The organism is Labrys sp. E2SS-1L, assembly GCF_057073705.1.
In genome coordinates, this window is the sequence record NZ_CP172712.1 from 5010381 (window position 1) to 5025892 (window position 15512).

The 15512-nt window shown below is 64.7% G+C and carries 17 protein-coding genes; 5 read left to right on the plus strand and 12 right to left on the minus strand.

Going from position 1 to position 15512, the window contains the following annotated elements; genetic code table 11:
• Window positions 1–80 precede the first annotated feature (80 nt).
• The 8 genes from ACIGJE_RS23460 to ACIGJE_RS23495 all read right to left on the minus strand — a co-directional run bounded on the left by ACIGJE_RS23460 (window position 81) and on the right by ACIGJE_RS23495 (window position 10013).
• Complete coding sequence (locus tag ACIGJE_RS23460) at window positions 81–1415, minus strand: ABC transporter ATP-binding protein (protein WP_415080520.1); 1335 nt, start codon at window positions 1413–1415, stop codon at window positions 81–83.
• Between the two features lie 18 nt (window positions 1416–1433).
• The gene (locus tag ACIGJE_RS23465) at window positions 1434–3185 is read right to left on the minus strand and encodes an ABC transporter permease (protein WP_415080519.1); all 1752 of its coding nucleotides are present in this window, start codon (window positions 3183–3185) and stop codon (window positions 1434–1436) included.
• Window positions 3186–3270: 85 nt separating this feature from the next.
• On the minus strand, window positions 3271–3591 hold the full coding sequence (locus ACIGJE_RS23470; protein WP_311941435.1) for a hypothetical protein: 321 nt from the start codon (window positions 3589–3591) through the stop codon (window positions 3271–3273).
• A 585-nt stretch (window positions 3592–4176) separates the two neighbouring features.
• Window positions 4177–4974, minus strand: a complete 798-nt coding sequence (locus tag ACIGJE_RS23475) for an ATP-binding cassette domain-containing protein (protein WP_311944682.1) — start codon at window positions 4972–4974, stop codon at window positions 4177–4179.
• The gene (locus ACIGJE_RS23480) at window positions 4974–5960 is read right to left on the minus strand and encodes an ABC transporter permease (protein ID WP_068291578.1); all 987 of its coding nucleotides are present in this window, start codon (window positions 5958–5960) and stop codon (window positions 4974–4976) included. Before ACIGJE_RS23480 ends, ACIGJE_RS23475 begins: the two co-directional genes overlap by 1 nt.
• A gap of 177 nt (window positions 5961–6137) precedes the next feature.
• Window positions 6138–7157 carry a substrate-binding domain-containing protein gene (locus ACIGJE_RS23485; RefSeq protein ID WP_415080518.1) on the minus strand — a complete coding sequence of 340 codons (1020 nt, stop codon included), beginning with the start codon at window positions 7155–7157 and terminating at the stop codon, window positions 6138–6140.
• A 140-nt stretch (window positions 7158–7297) separates the two neighbouring features.
• A complete protein-coding gene (locus ACIGJE_RS23490; RefSeq protein WP_394311700.1) occupies window positions 7298–8869 on the minus strand; it encodes an FGGY-family carbohydrate kinase in 1572 nt (523 codons plus the stop codon).
• A 100-nt stretch (window positions 8870–8969) separates the two neighbouring features.
• Window positions 8970–10013 (minus strand): LLM class flavin-dependent oxidoreductase, encoded by a 1044-nt coding sequence (locus tag ACIGJE_RS23495; RefSeq protein WP_415080517.1) that lies wholly within the window; start codon window positions 10011–10013, stop codon window positions 8970–8972.
• 121 nt (window positions 10014–10134) lie between these two features.
• On the opposite strand from ACIGJE_RS23495, the gene ACIGJE_RS23500 reads away from it, so the two are divergent.
• Window positions 10135–10602: a winged helix-turn-helix transcriptional regulator gene (locus ACIGJE_RS23500; RefSeq protein ID WP_311944677.1), complete on the plus strand. Its 468-nt coding sequence runs from the start codon at window positions 10135–10137 to the stop codon at window positions 10600–10602.
• Here ACIGJE_RS23500 and ACIGJE_RS23505 read toward each other — a convergent pair.
• The 3 genes from ACIGJE_RS23505 to ACIGJE_RS23515 all read right to left on the minus strand — a co-directional run bounded on the left by ACIGJE_RS23505 (window position 10574) and on the right by ACIGJE_RS23515 (window position 13102).
• A complete protein-coding gene (locus ACIGJE_RS23505; RefSeq protein ID WP_311944676.1) occupies window positions 10574–11083 on the minus strand; it encodes a hypothetical protein in 510 nt (169 codons plus the stop codon). The two genes, ACIGJE_RS23500 and ACIGJE_RS23505, sit on opposite strands and share 29 nt — an antisense overlap.
• A gap of 104 nt (window positions 11084–11187) precedes the next feature.
• Window positions 11188–11664 carry a peptide-methionine (R)-S-oxide reductase MsrB gene (msrB, locus tag ACIGJE_RS23510; RefSeq protein ID WP_415080516.1) on the minus strand — a complete coding sequence of 159 codons (477 nt, stop codon included), beginning with the start codon at window positions 11662–11664 and terminating at the stop codon, window positions 11188–11190.
• A gap of 121 nt (window positions 11665–11785) precedes the next feature.
• Window positions 11786–13102 (minus strand): S41 family peptidase, encoded by a 1317-nt coding sequence (locus ACIGJE_RS23515; protein WP_415080515.1) that lies wholly within the window; start codon window positions 13100–13102, stop codon window positions 11786–11788.
• 315 nt (window positions 13103–13417) lie between these two features.
• Here ACIGJE_RS23515 and ACIGJE_RS23520 point away from each other — a divergent pair, with 315 nt between their 5' ends.
• The 4 genes from ACIGJE_RS23520 to ACIGJE_RS23535 all read left to right on the plus strand — a co-directional run bounded on the left by ACIGJE_RS23520 (window position 13418) and on the right by ACIGJE_RS23535 (window position 15054).
• The gene (locus ACIGJE_RS23520) at window positions 13418–13783 is read left to right on the plus strand and encodes a Rap1a/Tai family immunity protein (RefSeq protein WP_415080514.1); all 366 of its coding nucleotides are present in this window, start codon (window positions 13418–13420) and stop codon (window positions 13781–13783) included.
• A gap of 252 nt (window positions 13784–14035) precedes the next feature.
• Complete coding sequence (locus tag ACIGJE_RS23525) at window positions 14036–14362, plus strand: ArsR/SmtB family transcription factor (RefSeq protein WP_367626306.1); 327 nt, start codon at window positions 14036–14038, stop codon at window positions 14360–14362.
• On the plus strand, window positions 14359–14790 hold the full coding sequence (locus ACIGJE_RS23530; protein ID WP_394311690.1) for an SRPBCC family protein: 432 nt from the start codon (window positions 14359–14361) through the stop codon (window positions 14788–14790). The genes ACIGJE_RS23525 and ACIGJE_RS23530 overlap by 4 nt, the downstream gene beginning before the upstream one ends.
• Before the next feature lie 51 nt (window positions 14791–14841).
• Window positions 14842–15054, plus strand: a complete 213-nt coding sequence (locus ACIGJE_RS23535; RefSeq protein WP_311944669.1) for a hypothetical protein — start codon at window positions 14842–14844, stop codon at window positions 15052–15054.
• A gap of 28 nt (window positions 15055–15082) precedes the next feature.
• On the opposite strand, the gene ACIGJE_RS23540 is transcribed toward ACIGJE_RS23535, so the two are convergent.
• Complete coding sequence (locus ACIGJE_RS23540; RefSeq protein ID WP_367626308.1) at window positions 15083–15496, minus strand: ACT domain-containing protein; 414 nt, start codon at window positions 15494–15496, stop codon at window positions 15083–15085.
• Between the last annotated feature and the right edge of the window lie 16 nt (window positions 15497–15512).

Consider the following 15512-nt stretch of genomic DNA (forward strand, 5'->3'; position numbering starts at 1 on the left):
TGAAGGATGGCAAGGCTCCCGCCGGCGCCGGTGGCGGGAGCACGACCACGATATCGACGATCACCAAGCGCTCGAGGCGTTCAGCTCGGGTTCTCCAGCGTGAAGAGATCCGCCGCCTCGTCATAGGCGAAATATTCGGCGTAGCGGGCGAGGCTGATCACGGACCGCACGGTACCGGCCGCATAGTCCTCCGACATGTGGTCCTCGAGCTCGTCGCGAAAGCGGCGGGCCGGCGCCTGATGGCTCGGCCTTTCGTCGAGGATGCGGCGAATATGGGCCGCCAGCGGCACATAGGTCGCCAATTGCTGTGCAAACTGGCGTTTGCGCTCGTCCACCTCGCTTTCGGCGAAGCGCTTCCCCGCCGCGGTAAGGCGGATGTCGCCGCCCTCCAGCTCGGCAAAACGCAGCAGCTGCAGGGTCTCGGCTACCGGGAAGAGTTCGTCGATCTCGAGATGCAGGCCGGCAGCCAAGGGCGGCAGGTCGGCCTTGCCGTGATAGGGAGCCGCCGCCACCGCCTCGATCAGGCCGGCGAGTTCGTTGGAGGAAACCTTGGGCAGCACCATGGCGATGCCCGTGCCGGGGAAGAGGCCGTCCCGCGCCGGAGCCGAACCAGGACGTGCGGTCATGCGGGCGTAGATGTCCTCCACCAGGGCCCGGAAGGCCGGATCGAGCCGGTTGCGCGGCTGTGGCAGGTCGACGCGGACTTCTCCGATCACCCGGCCCGGATTGGAGCCGAAGATCAGGATGCGGTCGCACATCAGCACCGCCTCCTCGATATTGTGGGTGACCATCAGGATCGCCTCGATCGGCATGCGGCCTTCGCACCACAGATCGAGCAGGTCCGTGCGCAGGGTCTCGGCGGTGAGCACGTCGAGGGCCGAGAAGGGTTCATCCATCAAGAGGAGCTTGGGATGCACCACCAGAGCGCGGGCCAGGCCGACGCGCTGGCGCATGCCGCCCGACAGTTCCTTGGGATAGGCGTTCTCATAGCCGTCGAGCCCGATGAGGTCGATCGCGGCCAGGGCCCGCTTGCGGCGTTCTGCCGGCAGGACACCCTGCGCCTCGAGCCCGAGCTCGACATTCTGCTGCACGGTGAGCCAGGGAAACAGGGCAAAGCTCTGGAACACCAGCGAAATGCCGCCGCGGGTGCCGCTGACGGGCTCGCCCTGGAAGGAGACACTGCCTTCGCTGGGCCGGATCAGGCCGGCGATCGCGCGGAGCAGAGTCGACTTGCCGGAGCCGGAGCGGCCGAGCAGGCCGACGATTTCGCCGGCCCGCAGCGTGAGATCGACCCTGTCGAGCACGACCAGCGGGCTCGACCCACCCTTGTCATAGGTCTGGCGCACGCCGAGGACGGACACCAGCGGGGCATCCTTGATGGTGACGGGGGCATTCATGGTGACGGGAGCGTTCATGGCGAGATCTCCAGGCGATCAGTCGAGGCGCAGGCGGCGTTCCGCGAACACATAGAGCGGGCGCCACAGCAGGCGGTTGAACAAGGTGACGAAGAGCGACATCACGGCGATGCCGAGCACGACGCGCGGAAAGTCTCCCGCCTCCGTCGCCCTGGCGATGTAGGAGCCGAGGCCGTGGGCCTCGAGCCTGGTATTTCCCCAGCTCACGAGTTCGGCGACGATGCTGGCGTTCCAGGAGCCGCCCGAGGCCGTGAGGGCGCCGGTCACGTAATAGGGAAAGATCCCCGGCAGGATCACCCGGCGCCACCAGGTCCAGGACCGGATCTGGTAGATCGAGGCCGCTTCCCTGAGATCGGTGGGAAAGGCGCCGGCACCGGCAATGACGTTGAACAGGATGTACCACTGCGTCCCCAGCACCATCAGGGGCGACAGCCAGATGTCGGGACTTGCCCCCGTCGCGACGATGGCGATGACGGCAAAGGGAAACAGCACGTTCGCCGGGAAGGCGGCCAGAAACTGGGCCAGGGGCTGAACCCGCTCGGCCAGGGCCGGGCGCAGGCCGATCAGCACGCCGATCGGCACCCAGATCAGGCTTGCCACCGCGATGAGGACGATGACGCGCAATAGCGTCGCGAGGCCGCCGCCCAGCGCTTCGAACGCGTCGCTCCAGGACAGGCTCTGGCGCATATAGGCGATCGCCAAGAAGATCCCCCAGGCCGTGACAGCGAGCACCAGGCCAAGCCAGAGGCGATCGATCAAAGGCGAGGTCGCCCGTCCGGGCCGAAAGGATGCCTTGCCCGATCGTCCGATGCGCACCAGCATCAGGCGCTGCCAGATCCAGGCCAGCGGCGCGATCAGCCGCTTCATCAGCCTGGTATGGCGGATGAGGTCGTAGACCCAGGAGCGCGGCCTTTGCTGGCTGGCCGTCTGCTCGACGCGGAACTTGTCGGCCCAGGCGACCACCGGCCGGAACAGGAGCTGATCGTAGAGCACGATCAGGATGCCCATCGCCGCCACGGCCCAGCCGACCGCGACGAAGTTCTTCTGGTCGATGGCGAGCGCCAGGAAGGAGCCGATGCCGGGAAGCTGCACGGTGGTATTGCCCACCGTGATCGCCTCGGAGGCGACCACGAAGAACCAGCCGCCGGACATGGACATCATGGTGTTCCAGATCAGACCCGGCGCCGCGAACGGCGCCTCCAGGCGCCAGAAGCGCTGCCAGCCGGACAGCCTGAAGCCGCGGCTGACCTCGTCCAGGTCTCCAGGCACCGTGCGCAGGGACTGGTAGAAGGAAAAGGCCATGTTCCAGGCCTGGCTGGTGAAGATCGCGAAGATCGAGGCGCATTCCGCTCCGAGCTGGCTGCCGGGAAACAGGCCCATGAAGAAGGTGACGGTGAAGGTCAGGAAGCCGAGCACCGGAACCGACTGCAGGATGTCGAGGGCCGGGATGATGATCAGCTCGGCCCGCCGGCTCTTGGCCGCGAGCGTGGCCACCACGAAGGTAAAGACCAGCGAGGCGATGATGGCGGCAAACATGCGCAGCGTGGTGCGAAGCGCATATTCCGGCAGGCGGGCCGGATCGAGCGAGACCGGGGCCCCTGAGAGGGCGTCGAGCGGTGTCCGCATCGCAACAGCGCCATGCAGCACCAGGGCAATGAGCGCGATCACTAGCCCGCAGGCAATCAGATCGTAGAGATTGGGCAGGAGGCGCCCGCGGGCGAAAGCCGCGACGGAGCGCTGACCGGAACGGTCATGGGGCAGGAAAACCATGGCGAACCTCGTGGGAGGGCAAGGTCGGAAAAGGCAGGATGCTGGGAAAAAGGCGAGCTCTTGCAGGGCCCGCACCGAGAGACACTCAGCGCGAGCCGACGGCCGTTCCGGCGCATTTCGAACAAGGGGGGTAGAAAGCGTCCGTCTCTTCACCGGCGTCGGACAGGCGCCAGCGGCATTCGAGCCGACCCGTGTCCGGGTTCAGGTGCCAGGCTGCCCGGAGACAACCGCGGATCGTGCCGGGTTGTCGTTCCATCCGATCAGACCGGAAAGAGGCATCCGATGGCGTGAGCGATGCGTCGGGCGCGGTTGTACGGGCCTTGGCCCGGAAGGCAAGGATGACGACGCCGCGAACAGGCGGCGTGACGGCCGTGACACGGCCGCGGAACGGAATGACGTTGTTCATGTTTCACCTCGTCGGGCCGCCTTTGGCCAGACCCGCGAGGCAAGACGGCGCGGACTTAAGGCCGGCCGGTCATAGCCCGGCGCGCGAGACCGCCGGCGTTCCAGATCGATGGCGCACCCCTCCGGCGACGGCTGGGAGCCGAAGCCGGACGGCTACTGCGATCGTTGTCCATGTGCTTCCACAGCTGATTGTTCGGGTGTTATCCAAGGTGTCGGGCACCGCGGATACAGAGCCCTTCTGTCATTGCCCCAAAGCGGGGTCAACCGTGCCTTGGTGTGTGAAGACCATACCTTGGTATGGGGACGTCGGCGCTGACTGGGCGGGGCGGCAACGCTCGACAGGCAGCTTATCCAATAGTCTCATCCACGCCGGCACACATGCCACGTTGGTAAGAAAAGGCGCCGGCATCCGTCCCCGAAGTTGGGAACGGATGCCGGCGCCTTGTACTGGCAATACTGAGATGTGTGCAGCGGATAACCGCGCAGTGGAGAAGACAAATCGTTCCTCGCTCCGCCCCGTCTCAGGCCAAGACAGGCGACAAGTTCCGACCACGACGTACGATCCGGAAGCACCTCTTTGATGGCATCACCCCTGACCGCGCTTTTCGAAATCCTCGACCTTGGCCGCGCCGGTCATGATGGCCACCACGTCGGCCATCGAATGGGTCTTGGGACTTACCACGGCGGCCCGGCGGCCCAGTCGCATGATGTGGATACGGTCGGCGAGTTCGAACACATTGGGCATGTTGTGGCTGATCAGCACGACGGGCAGGCCACGGTCACGGATGGTGCGGATCAGTTCCAGCACCTGGCCGGTCTCGCGCACGCCGAGCGCCGCCGTCGGCTCGTCCATGATCGCCAGCTTCTTGGCGAACAAGGCGGCTCTCGCCACCGCCACGCCCTGGCGCTGGCCGCCCGAGAGAGCCTCCACCGCGTTGTGGATCGACGGCAGCCGGAATTTCAGTTCCGCCATGGCCTTGCGCGCTTCCTCGCGCATGCGTGCCTTGTCGAGGCGCCGAAACACTGTCCCGAACACGCCGGGCATGCGCAATTCACGCCCCAGGAAGAGGTTCGAGGAAATGTCGAGGGCGGGTGCCACCGCCAGATCCTGGTAGACGGTCTCTATGCCGCGATGGCGGGCATCGAGCGGCCCCTTGAAATGCACGGGCTGGCCATCGAGCAGGATTTCGCCGCTGTCCGGCTTGAGGGCTCCGGTCAGTGCCTTGATCAGGGAGCTCTTGCCAGCGCCGTTGTCGCCAACGACAGCGAGAATCTCACCTTTGCGCAGCTCGAAATCCACCCCGTCCAACGCCGTGACATGGCCATAGCGCTTGATGACGTTGCGGGCCTCGAGGATGACCTCGGAAGAAGCGGATGCGGTCATCAGCGCCTCCCGCGCGAAAGCTGGTCGAAGGCCACCGCCACGATCACCAATATGCCCGTGATCAAGTCCTGCCAGAGCGGATCGATGCCGGCGAGCGTCAGACCGTTGCGCAGCACGCCCACGATCAGCGCGCCGATCAGCGTGCCGACGAGGCCACCGCGGCCGCCGAACAGCGAGGTACCGCCGATCACCACGGCGGTGATCGAGTCGAGATTGGCCGTCTGCAGCGAATTGGGATCGGCATTGGGAATGCGGCCGAGCGCCAGCCAGGCGGCGATGCCATAGAGCAGGCCGGCGAGCACGTAGACCGAAAGCAGATGCCGCCTGACGGGAATGCCGACCAGCCGCGCCGCCTCGGGATTGTTGCCGATGGCATAGACGTGACGGCCCCATTTGGTCTGGTTCAGCAGATACCAGACCAAGGCATAGAGCAGCAGCATGGCGAGGACGCCATAGGTGACCACGAAGCCGCCGATGAGTTCGCCATTGCCGGTCCAGCTCAGGAATTCGTCATCGACCGGAAAGGCACCGCCGGCGGAGATCAGGCGCAGGGCAGCCGTGATGATGCCGAGCGTGCCGAGCGTGACGATGAAGGGCGGCAGCTTCAGCCCGCTGATCAGGCCGCCGGCCACGGTGCCCGACAGGGTGCAGAGCACGATCGCCACGCCCATGGACAGCACGGGATCATAGCCGAGTGCCGCCATCTTGCCGGCGATGATGGTGCCGAGCACGCAGATCGCCCCGACGGCGAGGTCGATGCCCGCGGTCAGGATGATCAGGGTCTGGCCGATCGCCAGCGTGCCGACCACCACGGTCTGCTGCAGGATCAGCGAGATGTTCTGCAGGGCAAGGAAACGCTCGTTGATGCTGGCAAAGATGACGCAGAACAGCGCCAATACCAGGAAGGGCCCTGCCGAAGGCACCGCGAAGATGCGCGCCAGCAGGCTGCGCTTCTCTTCAGGTGCGGGAACCGTGGTCGTGCTCATACGATCCTCGACGATATCGAGAAAAGCTCGGCCTTTGTCATGCCCGGGCTAGTCCCGGGCATCCAGATACCGCAACCCAGCGAGATTGTGGCTCTCCGGATCACCGGGACAAGCCCGGTGATGACAAAAAGTCGAGCTTCCTGCGATTTTCCGATCACGTTTTGGGTAGGGTTGGGCTTATTCGCCGCCCCAGCAATTCTTGAGGCCCCAGGCGGTGTCCTTGGAGTCGAGACCCGCCATCGGCTTGTCGGTGATCAGCTCCGAGCCGGTGTTGATGAAGCCGGTCGGCTTCTTGCCGGTCTTGGCATATTCGGCGACCGCATCGACGCCGGCGACTGCCATCTTGTAAGGGAACTGCATCACGGTGGCGGCGACCTTGCCGGACTTGACGTCCTTCACGCCCTGGCAGCTGCCGTCGATCGAGGTCAGCATCACCGCCTTGGCCTTGCCGAAGGATTTCAGTGCCGCATAGCCGCCGGCCGCGGCCGGCTCGTTGATGGTGTAGACGACATTGATGTCGCCATTCTTCGACAGGAGGTTCTCCATGCCGGTCTGGCCCTTGTCCTGCGCGCCATTGGTGATGGCGGAGCCGGCGATGACCGAGTCGCCCTCCTTGATGCCGAAGCCCTGCAGGTAGCCGTTGTGGCGGAAGGTATCGACCGTGCCGCCCGGCGTGCCGTCGAGCATGGCGAGCACCGGCTTCTTGTCGCCCATGGCCTTCTTGGCATAGGTGCCCTGCTTGACGCCGGCCTCGAAATTGTCGGTGGCGTAGGTAGCGTCGACCGCATCGGCCGGATCGGTCGCCGTGTCGAGCGCGATCACCAGGATGCCGGAGTCGCGTGCCTTCTTGATGATGCCGAGCATGCCGGTCGAATTGTTGGGCGTCACCAGGATGCCCTTGGCGCCGGCAGAGATCAGGTCCTCGATCGCCGCGACCTGGCCTTCATTGTCGCCGTCGAACTTGCCGAAGCGGGCGATCAGCTTGAGGCCCTTCTTCTTGGCTTCGGCCTCGGCGGCCTGGCGCAGCTTGACGAAATAGGGATTGACCTCGGTCTTGGTGACCAGGCCGACGATCACTTCGCCTGCCGCCTGGGCCTTGTCGGCCACGGCGAGGGACGAAAACACGGCAAAGCCGAGGGCGGCCGTGGTGGCGAGGGCAGTGGACGTGAAGATGCGGCTCAGGCGGAGCGCTGACATGAAATCCTCCCAGATTTTTGAATGGAGCTTGGCGCTCTCTTCTCGACGATGGCCTTTCCATCGCAGGAAGCGGATTAATGCATCATCGCTGAATGATTGCAAATATATTTTGCCTGTTTTCAGGCATAACGGCGGCGCCGCTAAGGGAGCTGTTGGATATTACCGATCCGGTTGAGCGCATGCATGGCCGTTCGCAGCGAAGCATCACCTGCCAGGGCGGCGTAGCTGCGATAGAGATCGGCATAGGTGGATGCGGCCCGGGCGTCCGGCCGATAGGTCCTGAACGCCCGGGCGCCGAACCTCGCGCCGCCATCGGGATAATCGGCGACGACCCCGGCCGCGATGGCGCCATGGATGGCGGCACCCACCGCGGTGGGATTGTCGATTTCGGGCACCTCGACCGCGCGCGCGAAGACATCGGCCATGATCTGCACCAGCAGGGGATTGTTACGGGCAAGGCCGCTCGACAGGATCAGGCGGTCGATGGGAAAGCCTCCGGCGATGAAGAGATCCTGGATGCTGCGCGCACCATAGGCGAGCGACTCCAGCAGAGCCCTGTAGATGCCGGCCGCCGTCGTGCCCGTGGTCAAGCCGAGGAGCAGGCCGCTCAGGCCGGAATCGGCCAGAGGCACGCGGTTGCCGCTCCACCAGTCGAGTGCCAGGAGATGGTTGGCGCCCGGTGCAAGACCAGCCGCCTCTTCATTGTAGAGCCTGAAATTTTCAGCCGCATCCGCAGCGCGCGGGAAGGTCTTGACGAACCAGGCGAGCGTATCGCCAAAGCCGGCCTGGCCCGATTCATAGCACCATAGGTCACGCATCGAGCCATCGAACGCCACGCCCTCGATGCCCTGGGGCAAGGGCCGGAATTCGCGGCCGAGCATCAGATAGACGGCGGAGGTGCCGAGAGCCCCGACGAGGCAGCCATCACTGACGCCGCCGACGGCCGGTAGCACGACATGGGAATCGATCACCGCCACGGCAACGGCCGCCTGCCCGCGAATGCCGGTACGCTCACGCCAGGCGGCCGACAGGCCCCCCGCCGAGCTGCCGGCGCGCCGGGGCGGCCTCAGGCGGTCGGCCAGACCCTCGACGATGCCATCGGGATAGCCCGCCCCATCGGCATATTGCGCCTTGTAGGCGGCAAAGCCGAGGCTGCGTGTCTCACGCCCGGTCAATTGCCAGACGAGCCAGTCACCCGCCTCGATGAAACGCCCCGTCTCCTGCCACAGTCGCGGTGCCTCCTGCGCCAGTTGCGCCGCCTTGGCCAACAGCCACTCGGCCGAGAGCTTGCCGCCGAAATTATCGAGGAAGGCCCCGCCCCGCGCATTAATGGCCTCGGCCTGCGCCTGGGCGGCGCCATGCTTCCACAATTTCACATAGGCGTGCGGCTCCTGCGGGTGGAGGCGCGAGAGCGGCACGCCCTCCGCCGTGGCCGGCAGCGGCGAACTGGCGGTGAAGCCGAGGCCGATGCCTTCAACTTGCCTGTCCCGGCCGAGGGCCGACAGGATGGCCTGAGCCGCCTCGATATAATCGTCGGCGTTCTGGAGCGCCCAGAGCGGCGGCAAGGCCGGTCCCTCGGGCAGGCGGGTCATCACGCCATGGCGATAGGGCACCGCGTGGCTGGCGACCTGCTTGCCGCTCTCGACATCGACGAGCACGCCACGCGCCGATTCCGTGCCATAGTCGAGGCCGATCAGATAGCGACGTGTCATGGCTGCGCCTTTCCCACTTGTGCAGGCTCAGCTTAGGCGCCATTGCCAGCAAAGCAACACTTTTGTCTATTTTCAGGCAAAAGTGTTGCTTTATACCGCCTCATGCCGGCACGGGAGCCAGCGCCTTCCGGACAGCCGGGGCAACCACGGTGCCGAAGAGCTCGATCGATTTCATCATCTTGGCATGGGGAATACTGCCCATGGAGAACTTGATCAGGAAGCGCTGGTGCCGGAACAATTCATGCTCGGCCAGGATCTTGTCGATCACGGCACTGGGATCGCCGACGAAATCGGACCCTTGCGGGGCGCGTGAGGCTTCGAACTGCGCCCGGCTCAGCGGCAGCCAGCCGCGTTCGCGGCCGATGCGGCCCATGACATCGACATAATAGGGGAAGATCTCATCCGCCGCTCTGTCGCCGTCCTCGCCGATATAGCCATGCGAATTGATGCTGACCGGAAGCCTGGCCGGATCATGCCCGGCCCGGCGCGCCGCCTCGCGATAGAGATCGACCAGCGGCTTGAAGCGCGCCGGCTCCCCGCCGATGATGGCAAGCGCCATCGGCAGACCGAGCGTGCCGGCGCGGATCACCGATTGGGGATTGCCGCCAACGCCGACCCAGACCGGCAGAGGCTGCTGAACCGGACGCGGATAGATGCTCTGGCGATCGAGCGACGCACGATGCTCGCCCTGCCAGCTCAGCGTGGTCTGCTCGCGGATCTTCAAGAGCAGGTCCAGCTTCTCGGCGAACAGGCTGTCGTAATCCTTGAGGTCGTAGCCGAACAGCGGGAAGGACTCGATGAAGGAGCCCCGCCCCGCCAGGATCTCGGCCCGCCCGCCCGACAACAGATCCACGGTCGAGAATTCCTGGAACACGCGCACCGGATCGTCCGAACTCAGCACGGTGACGGCGCTGGTAAGGCGGATGCGCTTGGTGCGCATGGCCGCCGCCGCCAGCAGTACCGCAGGGGTGGAAGCGGCGAAGTCGGGACGGTGATGCTCGCCGATGCCGAAGACGTCGAGGCCGATCTGGTCGGCAAGCTCGACCTCCTCCATCAGATTGGCAATGCGCTCCTGAGCACTGATGACGGTGCCGGTGGCGGGATCCGCGGTGGTTTCCGCGAAGGTGTACAGGCCGAGTTCCATAGGTGTCGCGCCTCACCGGGAACGAAGCGCCCCGGAGTTTTCCAGGTTGAAATTTTCTGGTTACAAAACGTAACTGAGGCTAAATATGGTACAGGCATGTGAGGCACAAGGAGGCACATTCATGGCCGTAGGTGACATGGGTGTAACCGGCCTGAACGAGGACAAGGACAACCTGACCGAGAGCTGCCGGCCGGTCACCGAGATCCTGTCCCGTATCGGTGACAAATGGAGCATCCTGATCGTGATGGCACTGAGCCAGGGGCCTTTGCGTTTCAGCGAGATCAAGCGCCGGATCGACGGCATCTCGCAGCGCATGCTGACGCTCACGCTGCGAGGGCTGGAACGCGACGGCCTCATCAGCCGCAGCGTGACGCCCAGCATTCCGCCGCGCGTCGACTATGAGCTCACCGAACTTGGCCATTCGCTGCGCATGCCGGTGAACGCCCTCGGCCAATGGGCCTTCGCCAACCGCGCCGCCATCCTCGAGGCACGGTCGGCATTCGACCGGACCTGTCCGGTCCAGCGGGCGACCATACGGGATGGGCAGCAGGCGTCGGCTTCTATTCGGCCGGCGCCACGGCGAGCTTGATGGACTGCGCCTTCACGCCGCTGATCTGTAGCGAAACCGGCCCCGGCGCCAGGTTGAAGCGCACGCTTTTGCGCAAACCGGCGCAGGCCTTCTGGCCGGTCGCCGCCGAATATTTCACCGTTGCACCGGCCTGGACGACATCGATCCAGCCCTCATCCGAGAGCGTGACCTGATAGAGGCCGGCCTTTTCGATCGGCGGCAGGGCCAGCAGCGCCCCAAAGGTGCCTGTCGCCGGCTTGCGCCCGGTCGTGACGGGAAATTTGAGGTCCGCCACCGGGCTGAGCTGCAGGTCGGCGGCCCCGTCGACCTTGGCCAGTGTCCCGCCCGAAGCCAAAGTCGGCGGCGAAGCCTGGAACCAGCCCTGCTCGCGCGTCAGCGGCCATTTGAACGGCTTGCAGGCCGTCGTCTCGGCCAGGACAGGGCCGGTTTGCAGGGCCATCAATGCGATCAGGGCCAGGCCAGCGCGGCTGAAGATGGGCATTGCGCAATCTCTCCGAAGGAAGGAATGCCTGATCATACCCAGCCGCTCGCCGGAAACAAGAACAATTCACGAACAAATTACGGCTGTGCTTCAAACGGCCTTTATCATGCCGTGCCTGGCGTGAAGGCCAGGGCCAATCCATTGATGCAGTAGCGCTGCCCCGTCGGCTTGGGGCCATCGTCGAAGACATGGCCGAGATGCCCCTCGCAACGGGCGCAGGCAACCGCCGTCCTGATCATGCCGAGGCTGGCATCCCGGCTGGTGCGCACCGACCGGCCGATCGGCGCCCAGAAGCTCGGCCAGCCTGTGCCGCTGTCATATTTGGTCCGGGAGGAGAACAGGGCCGTGCCACAGCCCGCGCAGGTGAAGCGCCCCGCCCGCTGCTCATGCAGCAAAGAACTGGTGAAGGCCGGTTCGGTGCCGGCTCCCCGCAGAATGGCAAACCGGGCTGGCGTCAGACGCCGGCGCCATTCCGCCTCGCTGAGCGTGAGGCGAGCAGGCCCCGCCGCGGCCGCTTGCGCGAAGGCGAAGCTCGCACCTCCCAGCAGGACCAGGCCCAGGAAATCGCGGCGTGTCGGCATGGGCAGGTCTCCTCGCAGGATGGTGGCTTGGCCTCTCCTCCATCCTACGACAACCGAGCCCGCCTTGTTACCGATCCGCTTCTCGCTCCGACGCGGCCAATCGCCCGAAAACCGCCAGGGCTCATCGTGCGAGCTCGAGCGCCTTGGCGAGCACGGGATCGCGCCCGGCGGCATAGTCGGCAAAAGTGACGTCGACGGCAATGTCGGGCGCCAGCGAGATGCCGCGCGGACCGAACGCCACCGTCGCCCAATAGCAATTGCGCGTATCCGTGCACCCCTTCTCGTAATCCTCGAACTGGTCGCTGTACCGCACCGCGATCTTCGAATGGGGCAGCGTCATCTTCCGGCCCTCAGCCCAGAACTGGCCTGCATCGCCCATGGGCTCGCCGATGAACACCACCTTGTCGCCTCCGGCCCCCTTGATCATGGCAGCGGTGACGATGCCGGCGGAAAAGGTCGCCCGGCTCACCAGCACGAATATATGCCCATCCTCGGGCAGGAGACGTGGCAGGGCCTGGGCGAACAGGATCGTATTGAAGAAATCGCCGCCATTGTTCAGGCGCAGGTCGACGATGACATGCTTGGGTTTGTGCGCGAGGATCTCGTCCCTGACGATGGCGGAGAGCTTCTGGACGAGCGGCGTATCGTCGATGCTCGCGACGGTATCGTTGCGGATATAGAGCGTGTTGTTTGAAGGCGTCATCATGAAGGCCTTGACGTCGCCACGCTTGCTGTAGAGCGGCGAAGGATCGCCCTTGCCATCGAGAATATGCGGCCAGCGCTCCGGCAGATCCCTCGGATCCGGGATCAGGACGGAATAGCCCCGATTCAGTCCGGATCTGCGCTCGTCACCCGGATCCGCCGCGACGGGTTCGAGGCGCGGCGTTTGCGTGCTGCCATCCGCCAACCGCACCGTGAAGGGGATGGCGGAGGCGCTATCCGCCGCACCGATCTTCTTCAGGATCCGTGGATTGACCAGGTAGCCTGGAGCAAGGAAGCGCCTGCGCTGGCGCACGCCGGCCAGGTAAGGCTCGACCTGCTGCAAGGCTTGCTCCGCCGGCAGCGCACCGATCCTGTCGATGCGGGCACCGAGCAGATGGGCATAGGCCGGATGGGTCTTGACGACGAACAGCCCGTCGGCGAACCACCAGGCGCGGACTGGCAGGTCAGCGCCGAGATAGGCAGCGACATTGGCGTTAGTGTGCCCATTGCCGGCAAGTGCGACAGCTCCCATGACGTCCAGGGCAAAATCTTCCGGCGTGAGCTTGTCAGCCGCGGCCGCGATTTCCTCGATCCGGCGGTTGAAGGCCTGCCGCTGCTCGTCGCTGAAACTCTTGTCGAGCGGTGCCCAACGCTCCTTCAGGAAGGCAAGATCTTCCCGCAACTGCTGCGGCTGCAGCTCGATATCGCCGGCATGGCTCGCCATCGGCGCAAACATAGGCGTCGCCACGACCAAAAAGGCGAGAAATCGTTTGGTGCTTGAAATGAACATGGCTTCCCCAGCGGACAAGCGCACTTGCGTGCGTGGTCGGAGAACACAAGTCTATACGATCGGAGGAATTCCTTTTGTATTGTTTTACTATGGAATTCGCGAATGATCTCTGCGATCTTCGCACCGTGAAGAGTGTCCCAGCGCCGGCAGTTGCCACGGTACGCGCCGGGCCAGACCATACCGCGTGGTGGGTTCGGATTGACCATGCCGCCCCGCAAATGCCAGTTTGCCAGGACAAGCTGGCACATCGAGGATTTCCCCATGGTGAGAAAATTCCTGCTTTCAGCCCTTTGCTTGACCGGCTTTTGCATACCCGTAACGGCCGAAACCCTGCCGAACAGCGGCGACTATTATCGCGCCGCCTGCCGCAGCCTGGCGGCCAATACCGGGCCGACACCGAGTGAACTCGTACTTCCTTCCCTGGGTTGCGCGATCGAGATCGAGGATCTTGCCTCGATGGGCCGCCTGCTGACGTCGAACAGCCGTATCTGCAAGCCGGTCGACGTCTCGGTCGCGCAGACGGCAACCGTCGTCTCTGCCTTCCTCGACGCCCATCCAGACCGGCTCAAGGAGCCCTTCGTGGTCCTCGCCACCACGGCCCTGCAGGAGAAGTGGCCCTGCTCCTGACGCTTGCGGCGCCGGGATAGCGCACCGCCGGGCGACATCTCCGGCGGCAGCGGCAATCTGCACTCCCCGCTTCCCCGCCGTTTTGACCGCATCTTCTTCGCGAAAAGCCGATCCGCTTTTCCGGATAATGTCCTGTGTGACCCCGTTAGAGCCATGTCGCGGACTGACGACGGTTGCGCCCTTTGCTGCAGAGTTGACAAATTCATAACTACTGAGCTATGGATCAAACCCATAACTTAGGAGTTATTGATTTTGACACCCCTCTCCCCCGACCTGCTGTTCAGAACGCTTGCCGATCCGACCCGGCGAGCGATCTTCGAGCGCCTGTGCCGCAAGGGAGAGCAGACGGTCGGGGCTCTCACGACCCATGCCCGGGTCTCGCAGCCGGCTGTCTCGAAGCATCTGGCCATGCTGAAACAGGCCGGGCTGGTCCGCGACCGCCATGAGGGCCGGCAGACCCATTATTGCGCACAACTCGGCGCCCTCGGCCCTCTGATCGACTGGGCAAGCCAGATGACGCAATTCTGGGAAGCCCGGTTCGACGATCTCGAAGATTTGCTGAACAGGATGGACCAATGACCAACAGCGAGAGCGAAACCCGTACCGTCGTCGTCGAACGCGAGATTCGGCATCCGCCCGAAAAGCTCTGGCGCGCCCTCACCCAGCCTCATCTGATCGAGGAGTGGCTGATGAAGAACGATTTCGATCCGGTGGTCGGCCACCGCTTCAATCTGCGCGGCGAATGGGGCGGCGTGCTCGACTGCGAGGTCCTCACCGTCGAGCCGCACCGGACCTTGTCCTATAGCTGGAATTTCAGCCATGAGGATCCCGCCTACGATCTGAAGAGCGTGGTGACCTTCACGCTCACGCCCAGCAGCACCGGCACGCATCTGCGCATGGAGCAGGCAGGCTTCCGGCCGACCCAGCGGCAGGCCTATGGCGGCGCCAAGGCCGGATGGCAGCAATTCCTCGCCAATCTGGAAAAGGTCGTGGCGGAGCTGAATTAAGCTCCGGCCCCACTGCGGCATAACGACTCGATACTCACAAGGGAGGCTGCATTGAACTTCAACGCCCTGATCCGGCAGACCCATCGCTGGCTGTCCATCGCCTTCACGGTGACCGTGATTGCCAATTTCGTTGCCATGGCACTGGGTGAACCACCGGCCTTGGTGGTCTATGCGCCCCTGCTGCCGCTCTTCCTGCTGCTGTTCAGCGGCCTCTATATGTTCGTGCTGCCCTATGCCAACAGAGCAAGGCGCGTTCGGGACTGAACGCCTGGGCGGCGCATAAGCTGGCGCCTCAGCTTGCAGCCTGCCGCTGTGCGGCCTCGAGGACGGCGACGGCGCGCTCGGCCATCCCGGCGGGAACGAAGGCGTGGTCGTGGTGAAAGGCCGCGACCATGTTGCAGGGAATCCCAACCGCCGCCAGGGCGGACGCCACGGCGGCCGTCAGCCCGACGCCGTCTAGCGCGGAGAAGACCTCCAACTTGATGCGCTTCATCGCCAGGGCGGTATCGAAGCCGAAGGTGGCGGCAACCTCCACCGGCAGGATCAAGGTGACGCCTTCCTCTTCCCGGAAGAAGGACAGCGCCTGCCCGGCAGCAGCCTCGATCACGGCCGGCGAGGTTGTGGTGCAGAAGACGAAGGCCCCTTCCTTGAGGCGCGGCGTCATGCCCGCAATCATGGCCCTGGTGTCACGAACGCTCTGTGGCATGCCGCCTCCTCCGATC